The organism is Mesorhizobium sp. M0189 (genome assembly GCF_040322135.1).
Taxonomy (GTDB): Bacteria; Pseudomonadota; Alphaproteobacteria; order Rhizobiales; family Rhizobiaceae; genus Mesorhizobium.
This window is the reverse complement of sequence record NZ_JAMYSW010000006.1, coordinates 155,591-176,065: the sequence shown is the minus strand read 5'-3', so window position 1 is coordinate 176,065 and position 20,475 is coordinate 155,591. Positions and strand designations below refer to the sequence as shown.

At 62.9% G+C, this 20,475-nt stretch carries 10 protein-coding genes; 8 read left to right on the top strand and 2 right to left on the bottom strand.

What is annotated here, in order from left to right; genetic code table 11:
• The first annotated feature begins 232 nt into the window (after positions 1–232).
• From NKJ09_RS14170 to NKJ09_RS14145, 6 genes are all read left to right on the top strand, one after another.
• On the top strand, positions 233–2,161 hold the full coding sequence (locus NKJ09_RS14170) for an autotransporter assembly complex protein TamA (RefSeq protein ID WP_352495139.1): 1,929 nt from the start codon (positions 233–235) through the stop codon (positions 2,159–2,161).
• Entirely contained in the window at positions 2,161–8,211 is a 6,051-nt protein-coding gene (locus NKJ09_RS14165) for a translocation/assembly module TamB domain-containing protein (protein WP_352495140.1), read from the top strand. The genes NKJ09_RS14170 and NKJ09_RS14165 overlap by 1 nt, the downstream gene beginning before the upstream one ends.
• A 260-nt stretch (positions 8,212–8,471) precedes the next feature.
• A complete protein-coding gene (locus tag NKJ09_RS14160) occupies positions 8,472–10,124 on the top strand; it encodes an ABC transporter substrate-binding protein (protein ID WP_352495141.1) in 1,653 nt (550 codons plus the stop codon).
• Between the two features lie 221 nt (positions 10,125–10,345).
• Positions 10,346–11,380 (top strand): ABC transporter permease, encoded by a 1,035-nt coding sequence (locus NKJ09_RS14155; protein WP_023720873.1) that lies wholly within the window; start codon positions 10,346–10,348, stop codon positions 11,378–11,380.
• Between the two features lie 12 nt (positions 11,381–11,392).
• On the top strand, positions 11,393–12,550 hold the full coding sequence (locus tag NKJ09_RS14150) for an ABC transporter permease (RefSeq protein WP_352482929.1): 1,158 nt from the start codon (positions 11,393–11,395) through the stop codon (positions 12,548–12,550).
• Positions 12,551–12,629: 79 nt separating this feature from the next.
• Positions 12,630–15,053: a dipeptide ABC transporter ATP-binding protein gene (locus NKJ09_RS14145; RefSeq protein ID WP_352495142.1), complete on the top strand. Its 2,424-nt coding sequence runs from the start codon at positions 12,630–12,632 to the stop codon at positions 15,051–15,053.
• Between the two features lie 15 nt (positions 15,054–15,068).
• Here the strand turns inward: NKJ09_RS14145 and NKJ09_RS14140 are convergent, their stop codons facing one another.
• Positions 15,069–15,659, bottom strand: coding sequence for a transglycosylase SLT domain-containing protein (locus NKJ09_RS14140; protein WP_352495143.1), 591 nt, complete (start codon positions 15,657–15,659; stop codon positions 15,069–15,071).
• Between the two features lie 218 nt (positions 15,660–15,877).
• Here NKJ09_RS14140 and NKJ09_RS14135 point away from each other — a divergent pair, with 218 nt between their 5' ends.
• Both NKJ09_RS14135 and NKJ09_RS14130 read left to right on the top strand, forming a co-directional pair.
• Positions 15,878–17,416 (top strand): trimethylamine methyltransferase family protein, encoded by a 1,539-nt coding sequence (locus NKJ09_RS14135; protein WP_352495144.1) that lies wholly within the window; start codon positions 15,878–15,880, stop codon positions 17,414–17,416.
• Positions 17,417–17,495: 79 nt separating this feature from the next.
• Positions 17,496–19,937 (top strand): GcvT family protein, encoded by a 2,442-nt coding sequence (locus NKJ09_RS14130; protein ID WP_352495145.1) that lies wholly within the window; start codon positions 17,496–17,498, stop codon positions 19,935–19,937.
• Between the two features lie 4 nt (positions 19,938–19,941).
• Here the strand turns inward: NKJ09_RS14130 and NKJ09_RS14125 are convergent, their stop codons facing one another.
• A complete protein-coding gene (locus NKJ09_RS14125) occupies positions 19,942–20,334 on the bottom strand; it encodes a DoxX family protein (protein ID WP_023720867.1) in 393 nt (130 codons plus the stop codon).
• Positions 20,335–20,475 lie beyond the last annotated feature (141 nt).

Genomic DNA, 20,475 nt, shown 5'->3' with positions numbered 1-20,475 from the left:
CTTCAGTCGCGCTTGTCAACATCAGGACGCGGCAGGATCCGCCTGCCAACGGTTTGCTTTCCGGTCGGTGACCGGTAGTAGCTCCATAGGACAGGGGATCACGCTTTCTTGCGGCGACGCAGAAGGTGTGAGTTCCAAGCCCTGTCTATTTCAGCAATTGGATTGTGGCCCCTTTACGAGTGCTTCAGAACTTCATTCCAATTTTAGGTTTGCGAGCTAGGCTAGGAGCATAATGCCGGCGTATGAAAGGCAGATGTCGGGAGGAACCGCGCCACAGCGCGCGCTTTCGCGCGCCCTGCTTTTCGCTTTGTTGTGCTCGACGGCACTTGTTGCCGAAACCGGAAGTGCGGCAGCCTTCGAGATTTTCGGCATCAAGCTCTGGGGGTCGTCAAAGGACGAAGATGCCGACATCGTCGACCCACTGCGCTATGCCGTGACGATAGAAGCGCCCGACGCCGACGAGGATCTCGCCGAGAAGCTCGAAAACGCCTCGGCGCTGAAAGCCGACGAGGAACACCCGGTATCAGGTTCGCTGGGTCTTTTGGCCAAGGCGCGCAGCGACCGTGAGCAACTTGTCGCCGCGCTCTACGCGGACGCGCGCTACGAGGGTGTCGTCACCATCACTATTCAGGGCAAGCCGCTCGACGATCTGCCGCCCGATGCCGAGTTTTCCGGCCCGCAGCCGATTCCGGTGGTGATAAGCATAGCAGCCGGGCCGAAATTCACGCTTGGCAACATCAGACTGAAAGGCGATGCAGCGGGGCTGGCAAGTGCCGATTTCGGCCTGATCGCCGGCGGTGACGCCGGTTCGGGCGCCGTGCTCAAGGCCGAGGCGGCGATCGTGCGGGCACTCAAGCAACAAGGCAGGCCGTTGGCCAAGGTGACGGGCCGCGAGATCGTCGCCGAGCACGCCGGGTCGACGCTCGACGTGAGGCTCACCGTCGCGGCCGGGCCGGTCGCCGGCTATGGCGACACCACTGTCGAGGGCACCGAAAAGGTCGACCGCGACTTCACCGAATATATGACCGGCCTGAAGCGCGGTCGCCAATATTCGCCCGATGAGATCGACGATGCGCGCGACCGGCTGCTCGGGCTCGAGGTCTTCAACAGCGTGACGGTGAAGGAAGCCGACGCCCTCGACGTCGAGGGCAACATCCCGATCGGTGTCCAGGTAAGCGAACGTAAGCCGCGCTATTTCGGCATTGGCGGCAGCTTCTCAAACACCGAAGGGCTGGGCCTCGAAGGCTATTGGGGCCACCGCAATCTGTTTGGCCGCGCCGAAAAGCTGCGCATCGACGGCAAGATCAGCGGCATCGGCAGCAACGACTTGACCCAGCTCAATTACAATGCCGGCGTCATGTTCGAAAAGCCGGGCGTGGTCGGGCCGGCGTCGAAATTCATTGCCAGTGTCAACACCGTGCTGGAGCACCCCGACGCCTACGACCATTTCTCGGTCAAGGGCAGCACCGGCCTGTCCTACGAACTCGACAAGAAGCAGACGGTTTCCGCGCAAGTCGCGCTTGACTATTCCAGGATCCACGACGCTTTCGGCAAGCACACCTATCTGATCGCCAGCATTCCGCTGCAATATGTCTACGATAATCGCGACAGCAAGCTCAATCCGACCAGGGGCTTCAGGGTGCTGGCCTATGCCGAGCCGAGCTACGACATTTTGAGCGGGGCTGCGTTCGTCAAGCTGAAGGGCGAGGGGTTGGCCTACCAGTCGCTCGATTCGGCCTCGAAATTCGTTTTCGCCGAACGTGTCGCCATCGGCTCGATCATCGGCGCCGGTCTTCAGGATGTTCCGGCCGACCGCCGCTTCTACTCCGGCGGCGGCGGCTCGGTGCGCGGCTATGCCTATCAGGGCATCGGCCCGAAGGACAGCAACGGAGAGCCGATCGGCGGGCTTTCCTTCTTCGAGACCTCGGTCGAGATGCGCATCGCCGTCACCGACAAGATCGGCGTCGTGCCGTTCGTCGATGCCGGCACGGTGTCCACCAGGCAGGTCCCCGATTTTTCGGACATGAAGGTCGGCGCGGGTGTAGGCTTGCGCTATCTGACGGCGTTCGGGCCGCTGCGGATCGACGCGGCAGTGCCGCTCAACCGCGGCCCCGACGATCCTCATTTCGGCATTTATGCCGGCATCGGCCAGGCATTCTGATGGCAATATTCAGGCGCATCCTTCGTATCCTTTTCTACACGCTGCTCATCGTCGTGGCAGCGGCGGTGGGGGCGCTCGTCGTGCTGACCAAAACCGAGCGCGGTCGCGAAAACCTTGCCGGCATCATCTCGACCATGGCCTCGACCGGCGATCGCAAGGTCACTGTCGTCGGCATCGACGGTATCTGGTCGGGCGCGCTGAGGGTCGATCATGTCGTTCTGGAGGATCGCGAAGGCGCCTGGATGGTGGCGCGCAAGGTGGCCGTCGACTGGTCGCCGCTGGCACTCCTGTCGAAGAGCTTCAACGCCGATCGCATTGGGGCCGAACGGGTCGAGTTGGCACGGCTGCCGGTGGCCAGCACACAGCCGAGCCAAAGCGGGGCGACCACGCTGCCGGTTTCCATCGACGTCAAGCAGCTCGACCTTCCCGAAATCGCACTCGGGCAGGCTCTGGCCGGCAGCGGTGTCGCCGAGCTGGCAGCCAAGGGAGCGCTCAAGGCGGATGCCTCGCCGCTGGCTATCGAGACCAATCTCAACATCGTTCGCCACGACGGCAAGCAAGGCACAGTCGACGCCAAAGCCCATTTCGCGCCGGCCGACAACAAGCTCGACCTCGACCTCAAGGCATCCGAGCCGGCCGGCGGCATCATCGCCAACCTGCTCAAGCTGCCGGGCACGCCGCCAGTCGACATTGTCGTTTCCGGCACAGGACCGCTCGCCAACTGGAATGGTATTGGGACCTTCGTTGTCGACGGCCGGATCGTCACTCAACTGACCGGTCGCCATCAGCTCACCGACAAGGGTCATTATGTCGAGGCCAACGGCGATGGCGAATTCGAGCGCTTCCTGCCCGAAACCCTGAAACCGCTGTTTGCCGGCAAGACCAGCTTCGACCTCGCCGGCACAGCGACCGCGGCCGGCGGCGTCGATGTCGAGCGCGCCAATATCGACAGCGGCGCCGTGCACGCGACCGCCGCCGGCATTGTCGATCCGAACGGCGTCAGCGATCTTTCTGTGAAACTCGCCGCGAAAGGACCGCCGATCGTGCTTAGCCTCGGCAGCGAGGCACAGCCGATAACCGTGGCGATCAAGGACGCCACGGCCCGCGCTTTCGGCGATGGCAAGGCGCCGATGGTGGATATCGGCGCGTCGCTGGTCTCCGTGGTGGCGGGCGGCACGCGGGTGGACGACCTGATCGGGCAAGTGCATTCTGATGGCTTCGACATCCAGAACCGTAGCGGGCCCGTCACCATCAAGCTGACGGCGGCCGGCCTGAACACCGACGTTGCGACATTGGCGCCGCTGATAACGGGAAGGGTCAGCGCCGGTCTCGCCGGCTCGGTCAGCAAGGAACAGGTCGTTGTCGACCAAGGCACGCTGCGCAGCGACGCGCTCAATGCGTCCGTGACGGCCACTGTGGCGCTGGCCGATCTGTCGATGACGCTCAAGATGAATGCCGACGCGGCTTCGGCGGCGCTGCCGCCGCAGATCAGCTCGGTTCTCGGCGAGCGTGTGCAGTTTTCCGCAACCGCGACACGCGACCCGGACGGTGCGTTCGCCGCCAACGCATTGCAGCTCACCTCCGGTACGCTTAGTGCCAGCGGCACCGCCAGTGCGCAAGGCACCGATATCCGGGCCGATATCAAGGGCACGCTCGGCGACGTGTCGGTACTGTCGCCGCTGGTCGGCGCGAAGGTCGGCGGCGCCGTCGGTTTCGCGCTGACGGCAAGCGGCGCGCGCAGCGCACCGGATTTCTCGGTTTCGGCCAACAGCGACAGCCTGACGGCGTCCGGCCATGCGGTGAAGCAGATCAAGTTGAGCGCGAGCGGCAAGGCCGACATTGCCAGCCCTGCCGCCGATGTCTCGCTGACCGGCTCGGTCGACGACCAGCCGCTCGACCTCAAGGCATCGCTGGTCACCACCGACGGCAAGCGCTCCATCAATGGACTTGCCGTCTCACTGGCCGACAACAAGGTCTCCGGCGACCTCGGGCTCGACGACAACCTGCTGCCGCTCGGCACGTTGAACCTCGATGCCGCGGATATTGCTCCGCTGGCCAGACTTGCCGGCCAAACGGTAGCCGGCGACGTGCGTGGCACGATCCGTTTCGCGAATGACAATGGTGCGCCGACGGTCGCGATCGATGCGACGAGCGCCGCGATTTCGCGCGGCGAACTGGCGGCGAAGACAATCGCCGTCAACGCTCTGGTCGCCAATTATCTCAAAGCCCCGGCGATCTCCGGCAAGATCAAGGCCGACACGATCACCTCCGGAACCACGGTGATCAGCGGCATCGACGTCGACCTGAAGCGCGATGGCGACTGGACCGGCTTTAGCGGCGGCGCCACGGTCGCCGGCATTCCGGCCAGCGCGGCCGGGCGGGTCAGGGTTGCGAACGGCATCACCAGCATCGAGCTTGCCTCCGGCGAGGCGACCATCCGCGGCATCAAGGCAGCGGTCGCGCAGCCATCGGCGCTGACAATCGCCAATGGCATGGTGAGCATAGAGAAACTGGCGCTCGGTGTCGGCGGTGGTTCGGTTGCCGTGTCGGGTACGGCTGGCCAGACGCTCGATCTCGCTGCCACCTTGTCGGCGGTGCCGGCAGCACTTGCCAATGATTTTTCACCGGGCCTCGATGCCGCGGGCACGCTCAGCGGCACCGCGCAAGTCACGGGATCGTCGGCTGCCCCAGACATTCGCTTCAACGCCCGGCTCAGCGGCGGCGAAACCAGCCAGACCCGGCGGGCCGGGCTCGGGCCGCTCAATCTCGATGCGGCTGGCCGTTTCTCGTCGGCCAGCGGCGTCGCCATCGAGCATGCGACGCTTGCCGGCGAGAAAATCTCCGGCAAGGCAGCCGGCACCATCAATCCGAACGGTGCCAGCGATTTCTCGCTCGACCTCGCATCCACCGGCCCGAGCCTGCCGCTTTCGCTCGGCAGCAAGGAGAGCCCGATCAAGCTCGAGCTGCAGACGCTGTCGCTAAAGGCGGCCGGGCAGGGCACCCAGCCGAAGCTCGACATCTCCGCGACGCTGCCATCGGCCGCCACCAATCTAGCTAAGATCGAGGGCATCACGCTTGCGCTGCACTCCGACCGCTTCGACGTGAAAGCCCGGAGCGGGCCGATCTCCGGCTCGGTGACCGCCGAAAAAATCGGCCTCGACAATCCGACCGTCGCGCCGCTGATCGCCGGCAAGGTCACTGCCAAAGTCGCCGGCAGCCTTGCCGCCGACGCTGTCATCATCGATAGCGGCACCGTGACCAGCGACGCGTTGAACAGCGGCTTCAACGGGCGGGTCTCGCTGGCCGACGGCGCCATCGATCTAAATCTCAAGGCGGATGCCGCGTCGGCGGCGCTGCCAGTAGCGGCGCGTGGCATGCTCGCCGAGCGGACGCAACTCAGTGCCGCGCTGAAGCGAGACGCCAACGGCAATGTCACCGCCAACGCGATCAGGCTGTCATCAGGCGCGCTGACCGCAGACGGGCAGGCGAGCCTTGCCGATAACAAGCTGAGCGCCGACGTCAAAGGCGCGCTGGGCGACGTCTCGCTGCTATCCAAGGATGCCAAAGGCGCTATTTCTTTCGCGCTGAATGCGCAAGGCGCCAGCACCGCGCCGGATCTGTCGCTGACTGTCAACAGCGATAGGCTTTCGGTGGCGGCGCGTGAGATCACCGGACTGAAGCTCACCGCCACCGGCAAGGCTGATGCCGCCAACCCGGCGGCGAATGTACAACTCACCGGAAATGTCGCGGGCCAGTCGCTGCAGGGTAGTGCCGTGCTGGCGACATCGGACGGCAAACGCGCCATCAACGGGCTTTTGCTGTCGCTGGGCAAGAACCGTATTTCCGGCGACCTGGCGCTCGACGATGCCTTCGTGCCGGTCGGTACGGTAGCACTGGACCTGCCCGATATCGGTCCGCTTGCTGCCCTGGCACTGGAAAAGGCCGATGGCGATGTGCGCGGCACGATCGCCTTCTCCAAGGCTGGCGCCGTGCCGCAGGTCGCCATCAAGGCGACGACGGGCTCGATCTCGCGCGGCGATGTCTCGGCCAAGGCCGTGACCATCGATGCGCTGATCGCCAACTACCTGGCGGCACCGGTGATCTCCGGAAAAATCCGTGCCGACAGCGTCACTTCCGGCGGCACGGTTATCCGTGGTGTCGACGTCGATCTCAAGCGCGACGGCGAATGGACCGGTTTCTCCGGTGGCGCCACCGTGAAGGATATTCCGCTGAAGGCCGGCGGCCGGGTCAGGGCGGTCAAGGGCACGACGACGGTCGAACTTGCCTCCGGCGAGGCGACCATTCGCGGCATCAAGGCGGCTATCGCCCAGGCCTCGACCATCAACATCGCCAATGGAGTGATCAGCCTCGACAGGCTGGTGCTCAACCTCGGCGGCGGAACGGCGACGGTCACGGGCACGGCTGGGCAGGCGCTCGACCTCAACGCGACGCTGGCCCGCGTCCCGATCTCGATAGCCAACAGTTTTTCGCCTGGCCTCGATGCCGCCGGCTCCGTCTCGGGCACGGTGAAGGTGACGGGCGCGCCGGCCAATCCGGCCGTCGCCTTCAAGATCGACGCCGCAGGCGTTCAGACGTCGCAGACCCGCGGTGCAGGTTTCGGCGGCATGGGCGTTTCGTCTTCAGGTACGTATTCGGGCAACAGACTGACCTTCGACGCCAACATGAGCGATGCCGCCGGCCTTGGCCTCAAGGGCGGCGGCACGATGACGACATCAGGCGCGCCCACCCTTGATCTCAACTTTTCCGGCAAGGTGCCGTTCGCCTTCCTCACCAGGACACTCGCCGCGCAAGGCCTGTCCTTGAGCGGCACGGCCGACGTCGATGTGCAGGTGCGCGGCCCGGCGACGTCGCCGGTGATCTCAGGCACGGTCCGTACGTCAGGCGCCCGCCTGGTCGACGCGCGCTCGGGGCTTGCGATCAACGACATCACCGCCGATGTCGCTATCGGTGGTGGCGTGGCCAGGATCAACCGCCTGACCGGCACGCTGTCGACGCGTGGCAGCCTTTCGGCCAGCGGCACCGTCGGCATCGATCCGGCTAAGGGTTTCCCAGCCGACCTGTCGGTCAAACTGGTCGACGGCCGTTATACCGACGGCAAGGTGGTCACTGCTAACCTCGGCGGCGACCTGACCATCAAGGGACCGCTCACCTCCGGGCCGGTGATTTCCGGTACCGTCAACCTGGCCAAGACCGTCATCACCGTACCCGAAAAGCTGCCCGGCTCGCTGGCCGAGCTCAACGTCAAGCACAAGAATGCGCCGGCAGCCGTGCGTGCGCAGGACAAGGCGTTGCGCCCGGCCGCTGCAAGCAGCGGTGGCGGCGGCAGTGGCCTCAACCTCGACGTCACGATCAATGCGCCGAGCCAGATCTTCATCCAGGGCAGGGGCGTCGACGCCGAGCTCGGCGGTTCGCTGCGGCTGACCGGTCCGGCATCGTCACCCCAGGCGGTCGGCACCTTCACCTTGCGGCGCGGGCGGCTGACGATCCTTGCCAAGCGGCTGACCTTCACCGAAGGCACGGTCGGCTTCTCGGGCTCTCTGGTGCCCTACCTCAACCTTACGGCGCAATCCAAGACAACCAGCGCCACCGTGACCATCGTGGTGTCGGGCGAGGCGACCAACCCGAAATTCACCTTCTCCTCGGTACCCGCGCTGCCGGAGGACGAGGTGCTGGCGCAGCTGATCTTCGGCCGTTCGATGTCGAACCTGTCGCCGCTGCAGATCGCGCAGCTTGCCGAGGCTGCCGGACAACTGGCCGGCGTCGGCGGCTCGACCTCCCTGCTGCAGAACCTGCGCAGCGCGATCGGCGTCGACGATCTCGACGTAATCACCGACGAAGAGGGCGGCACCGCCGTCTCGGCGGGCAAGTATCTCAACGACCGCACTTACGTGACGATCCAGAAGGGCGATAGGCCCGGCTCGGGCAAGGCAACCGTCGATCTCGACGTCGGGCGCGGCGTCAAGCTGCGTGGTGAGGCAACCGACGCCGGCGAAGCCAAAGGCGGTGTTTTCTATGAACGGGAATATTGAAACGGCTGTTCGCGCAGAACAGTTGGTTGCCCGAAGAACGAGCGGCGCAGCAGCAAATGTCCCGGTTTAATTGTCCGTGGAGATTTCGCGCGAAATCCCTGGCGCAGTAGCAAATTTGCGCCAAGACTGTCGTTATCGCGCGAACCGCCCTGCTTTCAAAGTTGCACATTCCTTGGCATGTTCCCAATCCGTGCCGTCTTTGACATCATGGCGCGAATGCGGAATGTTAAAAGGCAGAAAGCCAACAATGGGAGTTAGTCATGACGATCTACAAGAGTAACGGCGACCGCGTTCCCGATCACATCCTGGCCATGGCCGAAGACGCCAAGGCAGGCAAGATGGATCGTCGCGAATTTCTGGCTCTCGCCAGCGTCTTCGGTGCGTCGACGGCGATGGCATATGGCATACTTGGCCTTGCAGACCCCACGCCGGCCAAGGCGGAAGAGGTCCAGGGCAAGAAAGGCGGCGTATTGAAGGTCGCGCAGTGGATCAAGGATCCGAAGGATCCGCGCAAGTCCGACTGGTCGGAAATCGCCAATGCCGAGCGTCAGGCGCTCGAGCCGCTGGTCAAATATACCACCGAATACACATTCCGCCCCTATCTGCTGGAGAGCTGGGACGTGAATGACGACGCTACCGAATACACGCTGCATGTGCGCAAAGGCGTCACCTGGAACAACGGCGATCCGTTCACCGCAGACGACGTCATCTTCAACCTCAAGCGTTGGGCCGACAAGAAGGCCGAAGGCAATTCTATGCCCGGTCGCCTCGGTTCGCTGGTCAAGGACGACAAGCTGGATGAGAGCGCGGTAACCAAGGTCGACGACCACACGATCAAGCTGACGCTCAGCAAGCCCGATATCGCCCTCATTCCCAACGTGTGCGACTATCCCGGCCTCATCGTCCACAAGACGTTCGACGAAAAAGGCGGCGACTTCAAGTCCTGCCCGATCGGCACTGGGCCGTTCGAGCTGGTCTCTTACGATGTCGGCCAGAAAGTGGTCTACAAGCGTCGTGAAGACAACAAGTGGTGGGATGGCGAGGTCTTCCTCGACGGCATCGAGTTCATCGACTACGGCACCGATCCGGCGGCGATGGTCAGCGCTTTCGAAGCTGGCGAAGTGCACACCAATTTCGAAACCTCGGCCGACTATGTGTCGATCCTCGACGGCATGGACCTGGCGAAGTCCGAGGTCGTCACCGCCTCGACGATCGTCTGCCGCACCAATGTGACCAACAAGCCTTACGGCGACCAGAAGGTTCGCAACGCCCTGCAGCTCGCGGTCGACAACGCTGTCGTCCTCCAGCTCGGCTACGGCAATGCCGGCACGGTTGCCGAGAACCACCATGTCGCCCCGATCCATCCGGAATACTACGAATTGCCGAAGGTTGCTCGCGACCCGGCCAAGGCAAAGGCGCTGATGGCGGAAGCCGGCCAAGCCGATTTCGAGCACGAGCTGATCACGGTCGACGAAGACTGGCACAAGAACACCGGCGATGCGATCGCCGCGCAGATGCGCGACGCCGGCATCAAGGTAAAGCGTACGGTGCTGCCGGGTTCGACCTTCTGGAACGACTGGACGAAGTATCCGCTGTCGATGACCAACTGGAACATGCGGCCGCTCGGCGTCCAGGTTCTGGCGATCGGCTATCGTACAGGTGAAGCCTGGAACGAGACGGCTTGGTCGAATCCCGAGTGGGATGCCAAGCTCAACGCTGCGCTGGCAGTTGCCGACGCCGCCAAGCGCAAGGAAATGATGAAGGATATCGAGCAGATCCTGCAGGATTCCGGCATTATCATCCAGCCTTATTGGCGCAAGCTCTACAGCCATTCGGTCAAGGCGGTGCAGAACTACAAGATGCACCCGACCTTCGAGCGCGACTACGGTAAGGTCTGGCTCGACCAGGCCTGACCGGACGATCCGGAAAGGGGCGTCTGGCCCCTTTCTCTCGCTCGTTGCATGGTCCTTGGACCGGAAGTCGGCGCAGGAAAAAGTTGCGGACTCTTCGGCCGGGGTCTGCAATAAAAAGGGTATTGCATCTGGGACTGGTCTGAAGGCTTGTTCTGCCGCTGGCGGCAGGGCACGGCTTGCAAACCGGTTCCACCCCCCAACCCGACCGGCAGGGGACCGCCATGCTTTCTTTCGTTATCAGGCGTCTCGGCACCATGGCATTGACGATGCTGTGCCTGACGATGATCGTCTTCTTCCTGGTCAATCTCGGGCCCAATCTGAAGAAGCTCGCGATCAGCCAAACCGAAATGCACACATCGGCCGAGCAGCTCGAGGCTTGGCTGGTCAATCATGGCTATCGGCAGAATTTCTTTGTCCGCTACGGACAATGGCTGGGCGTCGTGCCCAAGCAGCCGGTGACCGACCCGGCGACAGGCAAGCCAGCGCAGCGTTTCTCCTTCTGCAACGATCCGGTCGTGCCGACATTTTCCGGCATCCTGCAAGGCGATTTCGGCTGCTCGACCAAATTCAAGACGACGGTCGCCTCGAAACTCTTTCCGGCGCTCAGCGCCACCGGCATCCTGATGCTCTGCGTGCTTGCGGTTATGGTGCCGGTCTCGCTCCTGATCGGCATTCTTGCCGGCATGCGCGAGGGCTCACGCACCGACCGCACATTGTCGGTGGCTTCGATCGCCTCGACGGCGACGCCCGAATATGTTTCGGGCGTCATCTTCACCGTCATCTTCGCCTCCTGGCTCGGCGTGCTGAACGGCTCGGCGGCCTCGGCCAGCCAGGGCATCACCTTCTACAATTTCACCTTGCCGGTGATGACGCTGGCGATCTACGGCATCGGCTACATCGCCCGCATGACCCGCGCCTCGATGGTCGAGGTGATGACGCAGCAATATATCCGAACCGCCCGGCTGAAGGGCCTCTCCTTCGGCAGCGTGGTGGTAAAGCACGCTCTGCGCAACGCGCTGATCGCACCGTTCACGGTCATCATGCTGCAGTTCCCCTGGCTGCTCACCGGCGTCGTCATCGTCGAGGTGATGTTCCGATACCAGGGGTTCGGCTACACGCTGGTCGAGGCGGCCGGCAACAACGACATCGATCTTCTGCTCGGCTGCTCGCTGGTCTCGGTGTTTATCGTCCTGATCACACAGCTCATCTCCGATGTCGGCTACGCGTTCCTCAATCCGCGCATCAGAGTTCAATAGGAGACCGGGCGGATGCAGGTCGAATATCTCAGCGCCTTCAACGTCGTACTCGGCGTGCTTACCCGCTTCTGGCCGGTCTGGATCGCTCTCGCCCTGGTGATGGGGGCGAGCTTCGGCTACAAGAAGAAGCTTGGCCTTTACGGCCAGCTTTTCGACAGCGGCGTCGGCATCGTCGGCGTCGGCATCTGCCTGTTCTGGCTGTTCACGGCGATCTTCGCATCGACCGTCGCGCCCTTCGATCCGCTCGCCCAGGTGCCGATCATGAAGGACGCGCTGCCGGGCGCGATCGAGCCGGCGTCGAAACTTGTATACTATTTCGGCGGCGACAAGCTCGCCCGCGACGTGTTCTCCCGCATGGTCTATGGCAGCCAGATCGTGCTGATCATCGCGCCGGCGGCAACCGGCTTTGCGCTGATGGTCGGCATCACGCTCGGCTTGCCGGCTGGCTATTACGGCGGCAGGATCGATACGGTGCTGTCCTTCCTCGCAAACCTTGTGCTGGCCTTCCCGGTGATCCTGCTGTTCTACCTGCTGGTGACGCCAGGCATCATGGACACGCCGATCCCCTACGCGATGGCCGGGCTGTTCTTCCTGTTTCCGATCATCTTCTTCAGTGTGCTGTTCTGGACGCGCTATAAGAACCGCCCCGACCGCCTCTATATCCTGCTTGGCTTGACGTTGGTCGTTGGCGGCTGGATCTATGCCGGCCTTGTCTTCGACGCCGATCCGTTCAAGATCATCCACATCGATCCTAACCAGCTCAACATCTTCGTGGCAGTGGTGTTCGCCTCCAGCCCGGGCGTGTTCCGCATCGTGCGCGGCCTGGTCATGGATATCAAAACGCGCGACTATGTTGCGGCGGCGCAGACGCGCGGTGAATCGCCCTGGTACATCATGCTGTGGGAGATATTGCCCAATGCGCGCGGGCCGCTTATCGTCGACGCCTGCCTGCGCATCGGCTACACCACGATCCTGCTCGGCACGCTCGGCTATTTCGGGCTGGGACTGGCGCCGGAAAGCCCGGACTGGGGCACGGCGATCAAGGATGCCAGCCGGCTGCTGCGCTCGTTCATCCACCCGGCGCTGCCGCCGACGATCGCATTGATGTCGTTCGTGCTCGGCCTCAACCTCCTGGCGGATTCGTTGCGCGAACAGTCGATGAAGGATTGATGCCGGGAAAGATTGAACCGGGAAAGATCGATGCCGGGTTCGGCCCGACATGCCTGCAGAACAAGGATTGGAGCGACCCATGAATGAGGCAGTTCGAAATCCCGCCAAGCCGACCAATGGGCCGACCAGTGGGCCGATCATCGAGATCGAGAACCTGTCGATCTCCTTCTTCACCCGCAAGGGCGAGATCCCGGCCGTCATGGATTTTTCCTGCACGGTCATGCCCGGCGAGGCGATGGGCATCGTCGGCGAATCCGGCTGCGGCAAGTCGACCGTGTCGCTCGGCATCATGCGCGACCTCTCCAACATCGGAAAGATCGTCGGCGGAAAGATCAAGTTCCAGGGCAAGGACATGGGAGAACTGTCCGACGAGGAACTGCGCGCCATCCGCGGCAACAAGATCGCGATGATCTACCAGGAGCCTATGGCCAGTCTGAACCCGGCGATGAAGGTCGGCCAGCAGCTGATGGAAGTGCCACTGATCCACGACAAGGTGTCGAAGGACGAAGCCCATAAACGCGCTTTGGAAATGGTGCGCGCGGTGAAGCTGCCGGATCCCGAGCGCATGATGCGTTCCTACCCGCACCAGCTTTCCGGCGGCCAGCAGCAGCGCATCGTCATTGCCATGGCGCTGCTGTCGAAGCCTGCGCTGCTTCTGCTCGACGAGCCGACGACAGCGCTCGACGTGACGGTTGAGGCCGGTATCGTCGATCTGGTCAAGGGGCTGGGCGAGAAGTTCGGGACCTCGATGATCTTCGTGTCGCACAATCTCGGCCTGATCCTGGAGACCTGCGACCGCATCACGGTGATGTATTCGGGCGAAGCGGTGGAGACGGGCAAGATCAAGGACGTCTTCGACCGGATGCGCCATCCCTACACGCAAGGCCTGTTCCGCTCGATCCCGTTGCCGGGCGCCGACAAGAATTCGCGGCCTCTGATATCCATTCCGGGGCAGTTGCCGCTGCCGCACGAGCGGCCGAAGGGCTGCAATTTCGGCCCGCGCTGCCACCATTTCGTCGAGGGCGTCTGCAACGCCGCCGAAATTCCGATGATCGCGGTCGAAGGCCATGACGGGCATTTCTCGCGCTGCGTACGCTTCAACGAGATCGACTGGGAGGCGCTGCCGCCTGGCGCCAAGAAAGTCAACGAGCGCGTGGTGCCCGGTGCGCCGGTGCTCCAGATCGAAGACCTCAGGAAGTACTACAAAGTCGGCGGCAGCGAAGTGTTCGGCTCGAGCGAAGGACGTGTCGTCAAGGCCAACGAGACGATCTCTTTCATGGCGCGCGAATCCGAGACCGTCGCTATCGTTGGCGAATCCGGCTGCGGAAAATCGACCCTGGCCAAGGTGTTGCTCGGCCTCGAAACGGCAAGCTCCGGCCGCGTGAAGCTGGGCAACAAGGAAATCCAGTCGACCGGGATCGAGAAGCGCAGCGTCGACACCGTGTCGTCGATCCAGATGGTGTTCCAAAATCCGTTCGACACACTCAATCCCAGCCATTCGGTCGGTTCGCAGATCATCCGTACGCTGGAAAAGTTCAATGTCGGCGACACGGTGGCCGACCGCCGCAAGCGGATGCTGGAACTGCTCGATCTGGTGAAGCTGCCAAGGGCATTCGAGACGCGCAAGCCGCGCCAGCTTTCAGGTGGCCAGAAACAGCGCATCGGCGTGGCGCGGGCCTTTGCCGGCGACGCCAAGGTGGTGGTGGCCGACGAGCCGGTCTCGGCGCTGGATGTGTCCGTCCAGGCGGCGGTGACCGAACTCTTGATGGACATCCAGCGCAAGAACAAGACCACGATGCTGTTCATCAGCCACGATCTGTCGGTGGTGCGCTACATCGCCGACCGCGTCATCGTCATGTATCTCGGCTATATCGTCGAGCAAGGCACGACCGACCAGATATTTTCGCCGCCCTATCACCCCTATACCGAGGCGCTGCTGTCGGCGATCCCGATTGCCGATACCAGCGTGGTGAAAAGGCATATCGTGCTCGAAGGCGACATTCCGTCGGCGATGAACCCGCCCTCGGGCTGCCCGTTCCAGACGCGCTGCGGCTACAAGAAACTTGTGCCGGACAATCTTTGCGAAACTACGGTGCCGCCGGTCAAAAATCTCGGCGACGGTCATATGAGCCTGTGCTGGCTGGCCGACGACGTGCTGGCAAAAATGGAGCCGGTGATTAAATTCGACAAGGAACACGCGGCGAATGAGGGCGTGCCGGATGATGCAAACCACGGTGTTGGCCCGGGCTTTGCTGGAGATCCGCCCAAGCGCCCGCATGGCAAGACTGGCAGCGTTGAAGCCGATGCCGAGGGTCAGGCAGCGGAGAATGCCGAAGCGGTCGCCAAAGCCCGCCGTCACGAGGTTCGCGACGAGGTTTCAGAGACCGGCGGCATCTCAAGCTCTGCCGATAGCGCGGTGGCACCAATCACGCCGCCGACAGTCGGCGACGGCCGCCAAGCTGAGAACGCCACGCGCAAGCCGCGCAAACCCAAGGGCGGCTGAAATACCGTTGATATGCTAGGGCGCGCATTGCCGTAGCTGCGCGGCGTAGTCCTGCGCCATCTGTTCGGTGGCGTGCGCATAGCGCTGCACGTCGGCGCCGCCGCGATTGCCGCGCTTATAGGCATTCCAGCCAAGATAGTAGGCGAGATACAGATTGTAGGTGTCGTTGCGGGCGACGCCGAGCGTGTCGGCGGTCTTGGAATGATACCAGCCGACAAAATCGACGGCATCGGCAAACCTGGTGCGGCGCGCCGCCCAACTGCCGGTCTCGTTCTGGTATTGCGCCCAGGTGCCGTCGAGCGCCTGCGAGAAGCCGGTGGCACTGGAGATATGTTTCCAGGGAATGAAGCCCAGCAGCTTGGTGCGCGGCGGCCTGGCGTTGCTCTTGAAGCCGGATTCCTTGCGCACCGTCGCCATCAGCACGGGGACCGGCACCCCATATTTCTGCTCGGCGCGCTGTGCCGCCGCCTGCCAGTTGTCGAACCAGCCGTCGTTCTGGTCGAAAACGGCGCAGACATCGTTGATGTGGTTCGGCGGCGTCGCGCATGCCGAAAGCGTCAGCGGCACGGCAATCGCTACAATTTTACTAAAACTCGACCTACGCATTGGAAGAGCATTAGGCCGAAAACATAAAAGGAATCTTGCGGCGTTCCTTAACGGCTCGTCGGCCGCTTTGGCAGGCGCTGAGGAAGTATGAAGATTCCGACGTTTGTTGTCGCTTTTACCGATATGCAATTCCCGGAATGGCGCCTTGGCTAAAATCACGCCCGCAGGTGGCGGATTCTTGACAGCTCGATCCTCGTGCCGGCGCTTTGATGCGCCGCATGAGCGAACCAAGACGCAAGCGCGGCGCCGAGCGAACGAGCAACAGGGGACCGACCGCCATCCCGCAACTGCCGCTCAGGCGGGTGACAAACCCTTATCCGCCGATGGCGATGCTCTCGGCCGACCAGATCGAGGCGATCCATGAAGCCTCTATGCATATCCTGGAGAATTTCGGCATCGAGGTGATGAGCCCGCGGGCGCTGTCGCTGTTCGAGAAGGCCGGGGCCAAGGTCGATCATGCCTCGATGAACGTCCGCATCGATCGCGGCATGATCGAGGAAGCGCTGAAGACGACACAGTCCAGCTACACTCTGACGCCGCGCAATCCCGCCCATGCCGTCCACCTCGGCGGCAATACCATCAACTTTACGCTCGTCGCCGGGCCGCCCAATGTGCACGACATGGAGCGCGGCCGCCGTGCCGGCAATTTGCGCGATTATTCCGATCTCGTCCGCCTGGCGCAGCATTTCAACTGCATCCACATGCTCGGCAACCAGGTCTGCGCGCCGGTGGAATTGCCGGCGAATTCCCGTCATCTCGACACCTATTTCGCCAATCTGACGCTGACGGACAAAAGCTTTCACGTCTCGGCCATCGGCCGTGGCAGGGCGCTCGACGGCATCAAGATGATGGCAATCGCGCGCGGACTGACGCTTGACGAGATGCGCGACGATCCCGGGGTCACCACGATCATTTCGGTCAACTCGCCGCGCCGCTTCGACGAGATGATGGCCGAGGGGCTGATGACGATGGCCGAGTTCGGCCAGTCGGTGGCGGTGACGCCGTTCACGCTGATGGGAGCGATGAGCCCGGTGACGCTTGCCGGCGCGCTCGCCCAGCAGAATGCCGAGGCGCTGTTTGGCGTTGTGCTGACGCAGCTCGTCCGTCGCGGCGCGCCGGTGATGTATGGCGCCTTCACCTCCAATGTCGATATGAAATCGGGCGCGCCGGCCTTCGGCACGCCTGAAAATACCAAGGCGAACATCGCGTCCGGACAGTTGGCGCGGCGTTACAAGCTGCCTTATCGCACGACACCGGGCTCAGCCTCCAATGCCGCCGACGCGCAAGGCGCCTATGAGACGCTGATGGCGCTGTGGGGCGCGGTGCTAGGCCACGGCAACCTCGTCTATCACGCCGCCGGCTGGCAGGAGGGCGGACTAACTGCATCGTTCGAAAAGTTCATCATCGACGTCGAGATGATCCAGCACATGATGGAGTTTTTGCGCCCGATCGAAGTCAACGAGGCCGAGCTTGCCGTCGAGGCTCTGGGTGCGGTTCCGACCGGCGGCCACTTCTTCGGCGAGCCACACACGCTGGAGCGCTACGCCACGGCCTTCTACCAGCCGATACTGTCCAACTGGCAGAACTACGAGGCCTGGCAGGAGGCCGGTGGGCTCGACGCCACGTCGCGTGCGACCAGGCTGTGGAAGAAGGCGCTGGAGGACTACGCCGAGCCGGTGATGGAAATCTCCAGGCGCGAGGCGCTGGAGGCGTACCTAGCCAAGCGCAAGGAAGCGATCGGGCAGAGCGAGCCTTAAGCACCACTCTTCTCGGATTCATCTTCTTCTCTTCCAGAATCATGAAACCCATCCAACTCTTTGAAATGACGAGAATCCCATGAAATCACATGCAAAGGTCGTGGTTATTGGCGGTGGCGTCGTCGGGTGCTCCGTGCTGTTCCATCTGGCCCGGCACGGCTGGACCGACATCGTGCTCCTGGAGCGCGATGAATTGACCTCCGGCTCGACCTGGCACGCGGCCGGCGGCATGCACACGATCAACGGCGATCCCAATGTCGCCAAGCTGCAGAAATACACGATCTCGCTCTACAAGGAGATTGAGGAACTGTCCGGCCAGGCGACCGGCGTGCATCTGACCGGCGGTGTGCTGCTGGCGGCGACCGAGGCGCGGCTCGACTGGCTGCGCGGCGTTGTCGCCAAGGGCCGCTATCTCGGCATCGAGCTCGAGGAGATATCGCCGGCCGAAGCCGCCGAACTGATGCCTCTGCTCGATCCCAAGCAGTTCGTCGGTGCCGTCCGCAACAAGGAGGATGGCCATCTCGATCCATCCGGCGTTACCCACGCCTACGCCAAGGCCGCGAGGAAGCTTGGGGCCGAGGTTGAGCGCTTCACCAAGGTCGAGGACATCGTGCGGCGCGCCGACGGGCTGTGGCGCGTCATTACCAACAAGGGCGAGGTGGTGGCCGAGCATGTCGTCAACGCCGGCGGCCTGTGGGCGCGCGAGGTCGGCCGCATGGTCGGGCTGGAGCTGCCGGTGCTGGCGATGGAGCACATGTACCTGATCACCGAGGACATGCCGGAAGTCGCCGCCTGGAACCAGAAGACCGGCACGGAAATCATCCATGCAGTCGACTTTGATGGCGAGCTCTATCTGCGTCAGGAGCGCGGCGGCATGCTGATGGGTACTTACGAAAAGGCCAACAAGCCATGGTCCGAGTTCCAGACGCCGTGGAACTTCGGCCACGAGTTGCTCGAGCCCGACATCGACCGCATCGCGCCATCGCTGGAGGTCGGCTTCCGGCATTTCCCGGCCTTCCAGAACACCGGTATCAAGCAGATCATCAACGGGCCCTTCACCTTCGCGCCGGACGGCAATCCGCTGGTCGGGCCGGTGCGCGGCCTGCCGGGGTTCTGGGTGGCCTGTGGTGTCATGGCCGGGTTCTCACAGGGGGGCGGCGTCGGGCTGGCGCTGTCGAACTGGATGATCGAGGGCGATCCCGGCGCCGACATCTGGGCGATGGATGTGTCGCGCTACGGTGACTGGGCCACGATGGCCTATACCAACGCCAAGGTGCGCGAAAACTATTCGCGGCGGTTTTCGATCCGCTTCCCCAACGAGGAACTGCCCGCTGGACGGCCGCTCAAGACCACACCGGTCTATGATCTCCTGTCGGCCAAAGGCGCGCAATGGGGCGTCGCCTATGGGCTGGAAGTGCCGCTATGGTATGCGCCGGAAGGCGTGAGGGACGAGTTCTCGTGGCGGCGCTCGAGCGATTTCGAGCATGTCGCAAATGAGGTCAAGACCGTTCGAGAAGGCGTTGGCCTGTCGGAGATTTCGAGCTTCGCCAAATACAAGGTGACGGGCGAGGGCGCTGCAGCCTGGCTCGACCGCCTGCTTGCCTGCAAGCTGCCAAGGCCCGGCCGCATGACGCTGGCGCCGATGCTGAAGGAAGACGGCAGGCTGATTGGCGATTTCACGCTAGCCAATCTCAGCAGCCCAAATTCGGAAAGGGACGGCTGGTTCCTGGCCGGCTCCGGCGTCGCCGAGCAGTACCATATGCGCTGGTTCGAAGCGCATCTGCCGAAGGACGGCTCGGTCAGTATCGAAGCGCTGGGAGCAAAACTCACCGGCTTATCGATCGCCGGGCCGAGCACGCGGAACCTTCTTGAAAAGGTCACACGATCTGATGTGTCGGATACGGCCTTTCCGTTCATGGCCATCAGCAAGATGGACATCGGCATGGCGCCGTGTCTGGTCGGGCGTGTCAGCTACACCGGCGATCTCGGCTACGAGATCTGGGTGGCGCCGGAATATCAGCGCGCCGCCTATCAGGCGCTGATGGCGGCGGGCGAAGAATTCGGCATCGGCCTGTTCGGCTCGCGAGCGCTCAACGCATTGCGGCTGGAAAAGAATTACGGCTCATGGGCGCGCGAATACCGGCCGATCTATGGGCCGCTGGAGGCCGGCCTCGATCGCTTCGTCGCCTATGCCAAGGAGGCCGATTTCATCGGCAAGCAGGCGGCGCTGGCAGAGCGCAAGCAAGGCGGCAGACTGCGGCTGCGGGCCTTTGTCGTCGATGCTGTCGATGCCGACGTCATCGGCGACGAACCAATCTGGCATGGCGGCGCCGTGCGCGGCTGGGTCACGTCGGGCGGCTATGCGCATCATTCGAAAAAATCCGTCGCTATCGGCTATGTGCCGAAAGAGATTGCCGACGAAGTCGACGGTTTTGAGATCGAGCTTCTGGGCAAACGCCATGTTGCGCGCATGCAGCCGGTCCCACTGTTCGACGCGAACTTCGAGCGGATGCGTGGGTGAGGTTTCAGGCGCTGCGGCGGTTATCCAGCGCCAATGCGCCGGCGCCGGCGAATACCAGATAGAGGAAGATGAAGCAGAACGATATTGCCGCATCGCCACCATTGTTGACCGGGAAGAAGTCGCGCGGCATGTGCGCCATGAAATAGGCGATCGCCATCTCACCGCTGAGAAGGAATGCCACCGGCCTAGTGAAAAGCCCCAATACCAGCAGGATGCCACCGGCGAATTCCAGGATGGCCGCGGTCAGCGATAGCCCGCTCAGGGCGCCGGCATGGTCGCCGACGGGGAAATTGAACAGCTTTTGCGTACCATGTTCGATGAATTGCAGTGCCGTCACGAAGCGCAATGCGGCCAGAGCCTGCAGCTGATATCTGACAAGACCGTCGAAAAGCTTCATCTAAGACTCCATTTTACCCCCGAACCGGCCATAGATCATCGCCCGACAGGGGACCATTCACTTCGCATGGCCCGCCAGCCACAATCAGTGATTGGAAATGTTCCTCGTTCTTTTAATATTTTTCTCTCGTGTATTTTAAAT

What these genes read in the sequence shown, in the direction of transcription:
- NKJ09_RS14140 (WP_352495143.1), bottom strand. Translation starts at nt 15,659, where the DNA reads ATGCGTAGGTCGAGTTTTAGTAAAATTGTAGCGATTGCCGTGCCGCTG.
- NKJ09_RS14135 (WP_352495144.1), top strand. Translation starts at nt 15,878, where the DNA reads ATGAGCGAACCAAGACGCAAGCGCGGCGCCGAGCGAACGAGCAACAGG.
- NKJ09_RS14150 (WP_352482929.1), top strand. Translation starts at nt 11,393, where the DNA reads ATGCAGGTCGAATATCTCAGCGCCTTCAACGTCGTACTCGGCGTGCTT.
- NKJ09_RS14145 (WP_352495142.1), top strand. Translation starts at nt 12,630, where the DNA reads ATGAATGAGGCAGTTCGAAATCCCGCCAAGCCGACCAATGGGCCGACC.
- NKJ09_RS14160 (WP_352495141.1), top strand. Translation starts at nt 8,472, where the DNA reads ATGACGATCTACAAGAGTAACGGCGACCGCGTTCCCGATCACATCCTG.
- NKJ09_RS14165 (WP_352495140.1), top strand. Translation starts at nt 2,161, where the DNA reads ATGGCAATATTCAGGCGCATCCTTCGTATCCTTTTCTACACGCTGCTC.
- NKJ09_RS14170 (WP_352495139.1), top strand. Translation starts at nt 233, where the DNA reads ATGCCGGCGTATGAAAGGCAGATGTCGGGAGGAACCGCGCCACAGCGC.
- NKJ09_RS14155 (WP_023720873.1), top strand. Translation starts at nt 10,346, where the DNA reads ATGCTTTCTTTCGTTATCAGGCGTCTCGGCACCATGGCATTGACGATG.
- NKJ09_RS14130 (WP_352495145.1), top strand. Translation starts at nt 17,496, where the DNA reads ATGAAATCACATGCAAAGGTCGTGGTTATTGGCGGTGGCGTCGTCGGG.
- NKJ09_RS14125 (WP_023720867.1), bottom strand. Translation starts at nt 20,334, where the DNA reads ATGAAGCTTTTCGACGGTCTTGTCAGATATCAGCTGCAGGCTCTGGCC.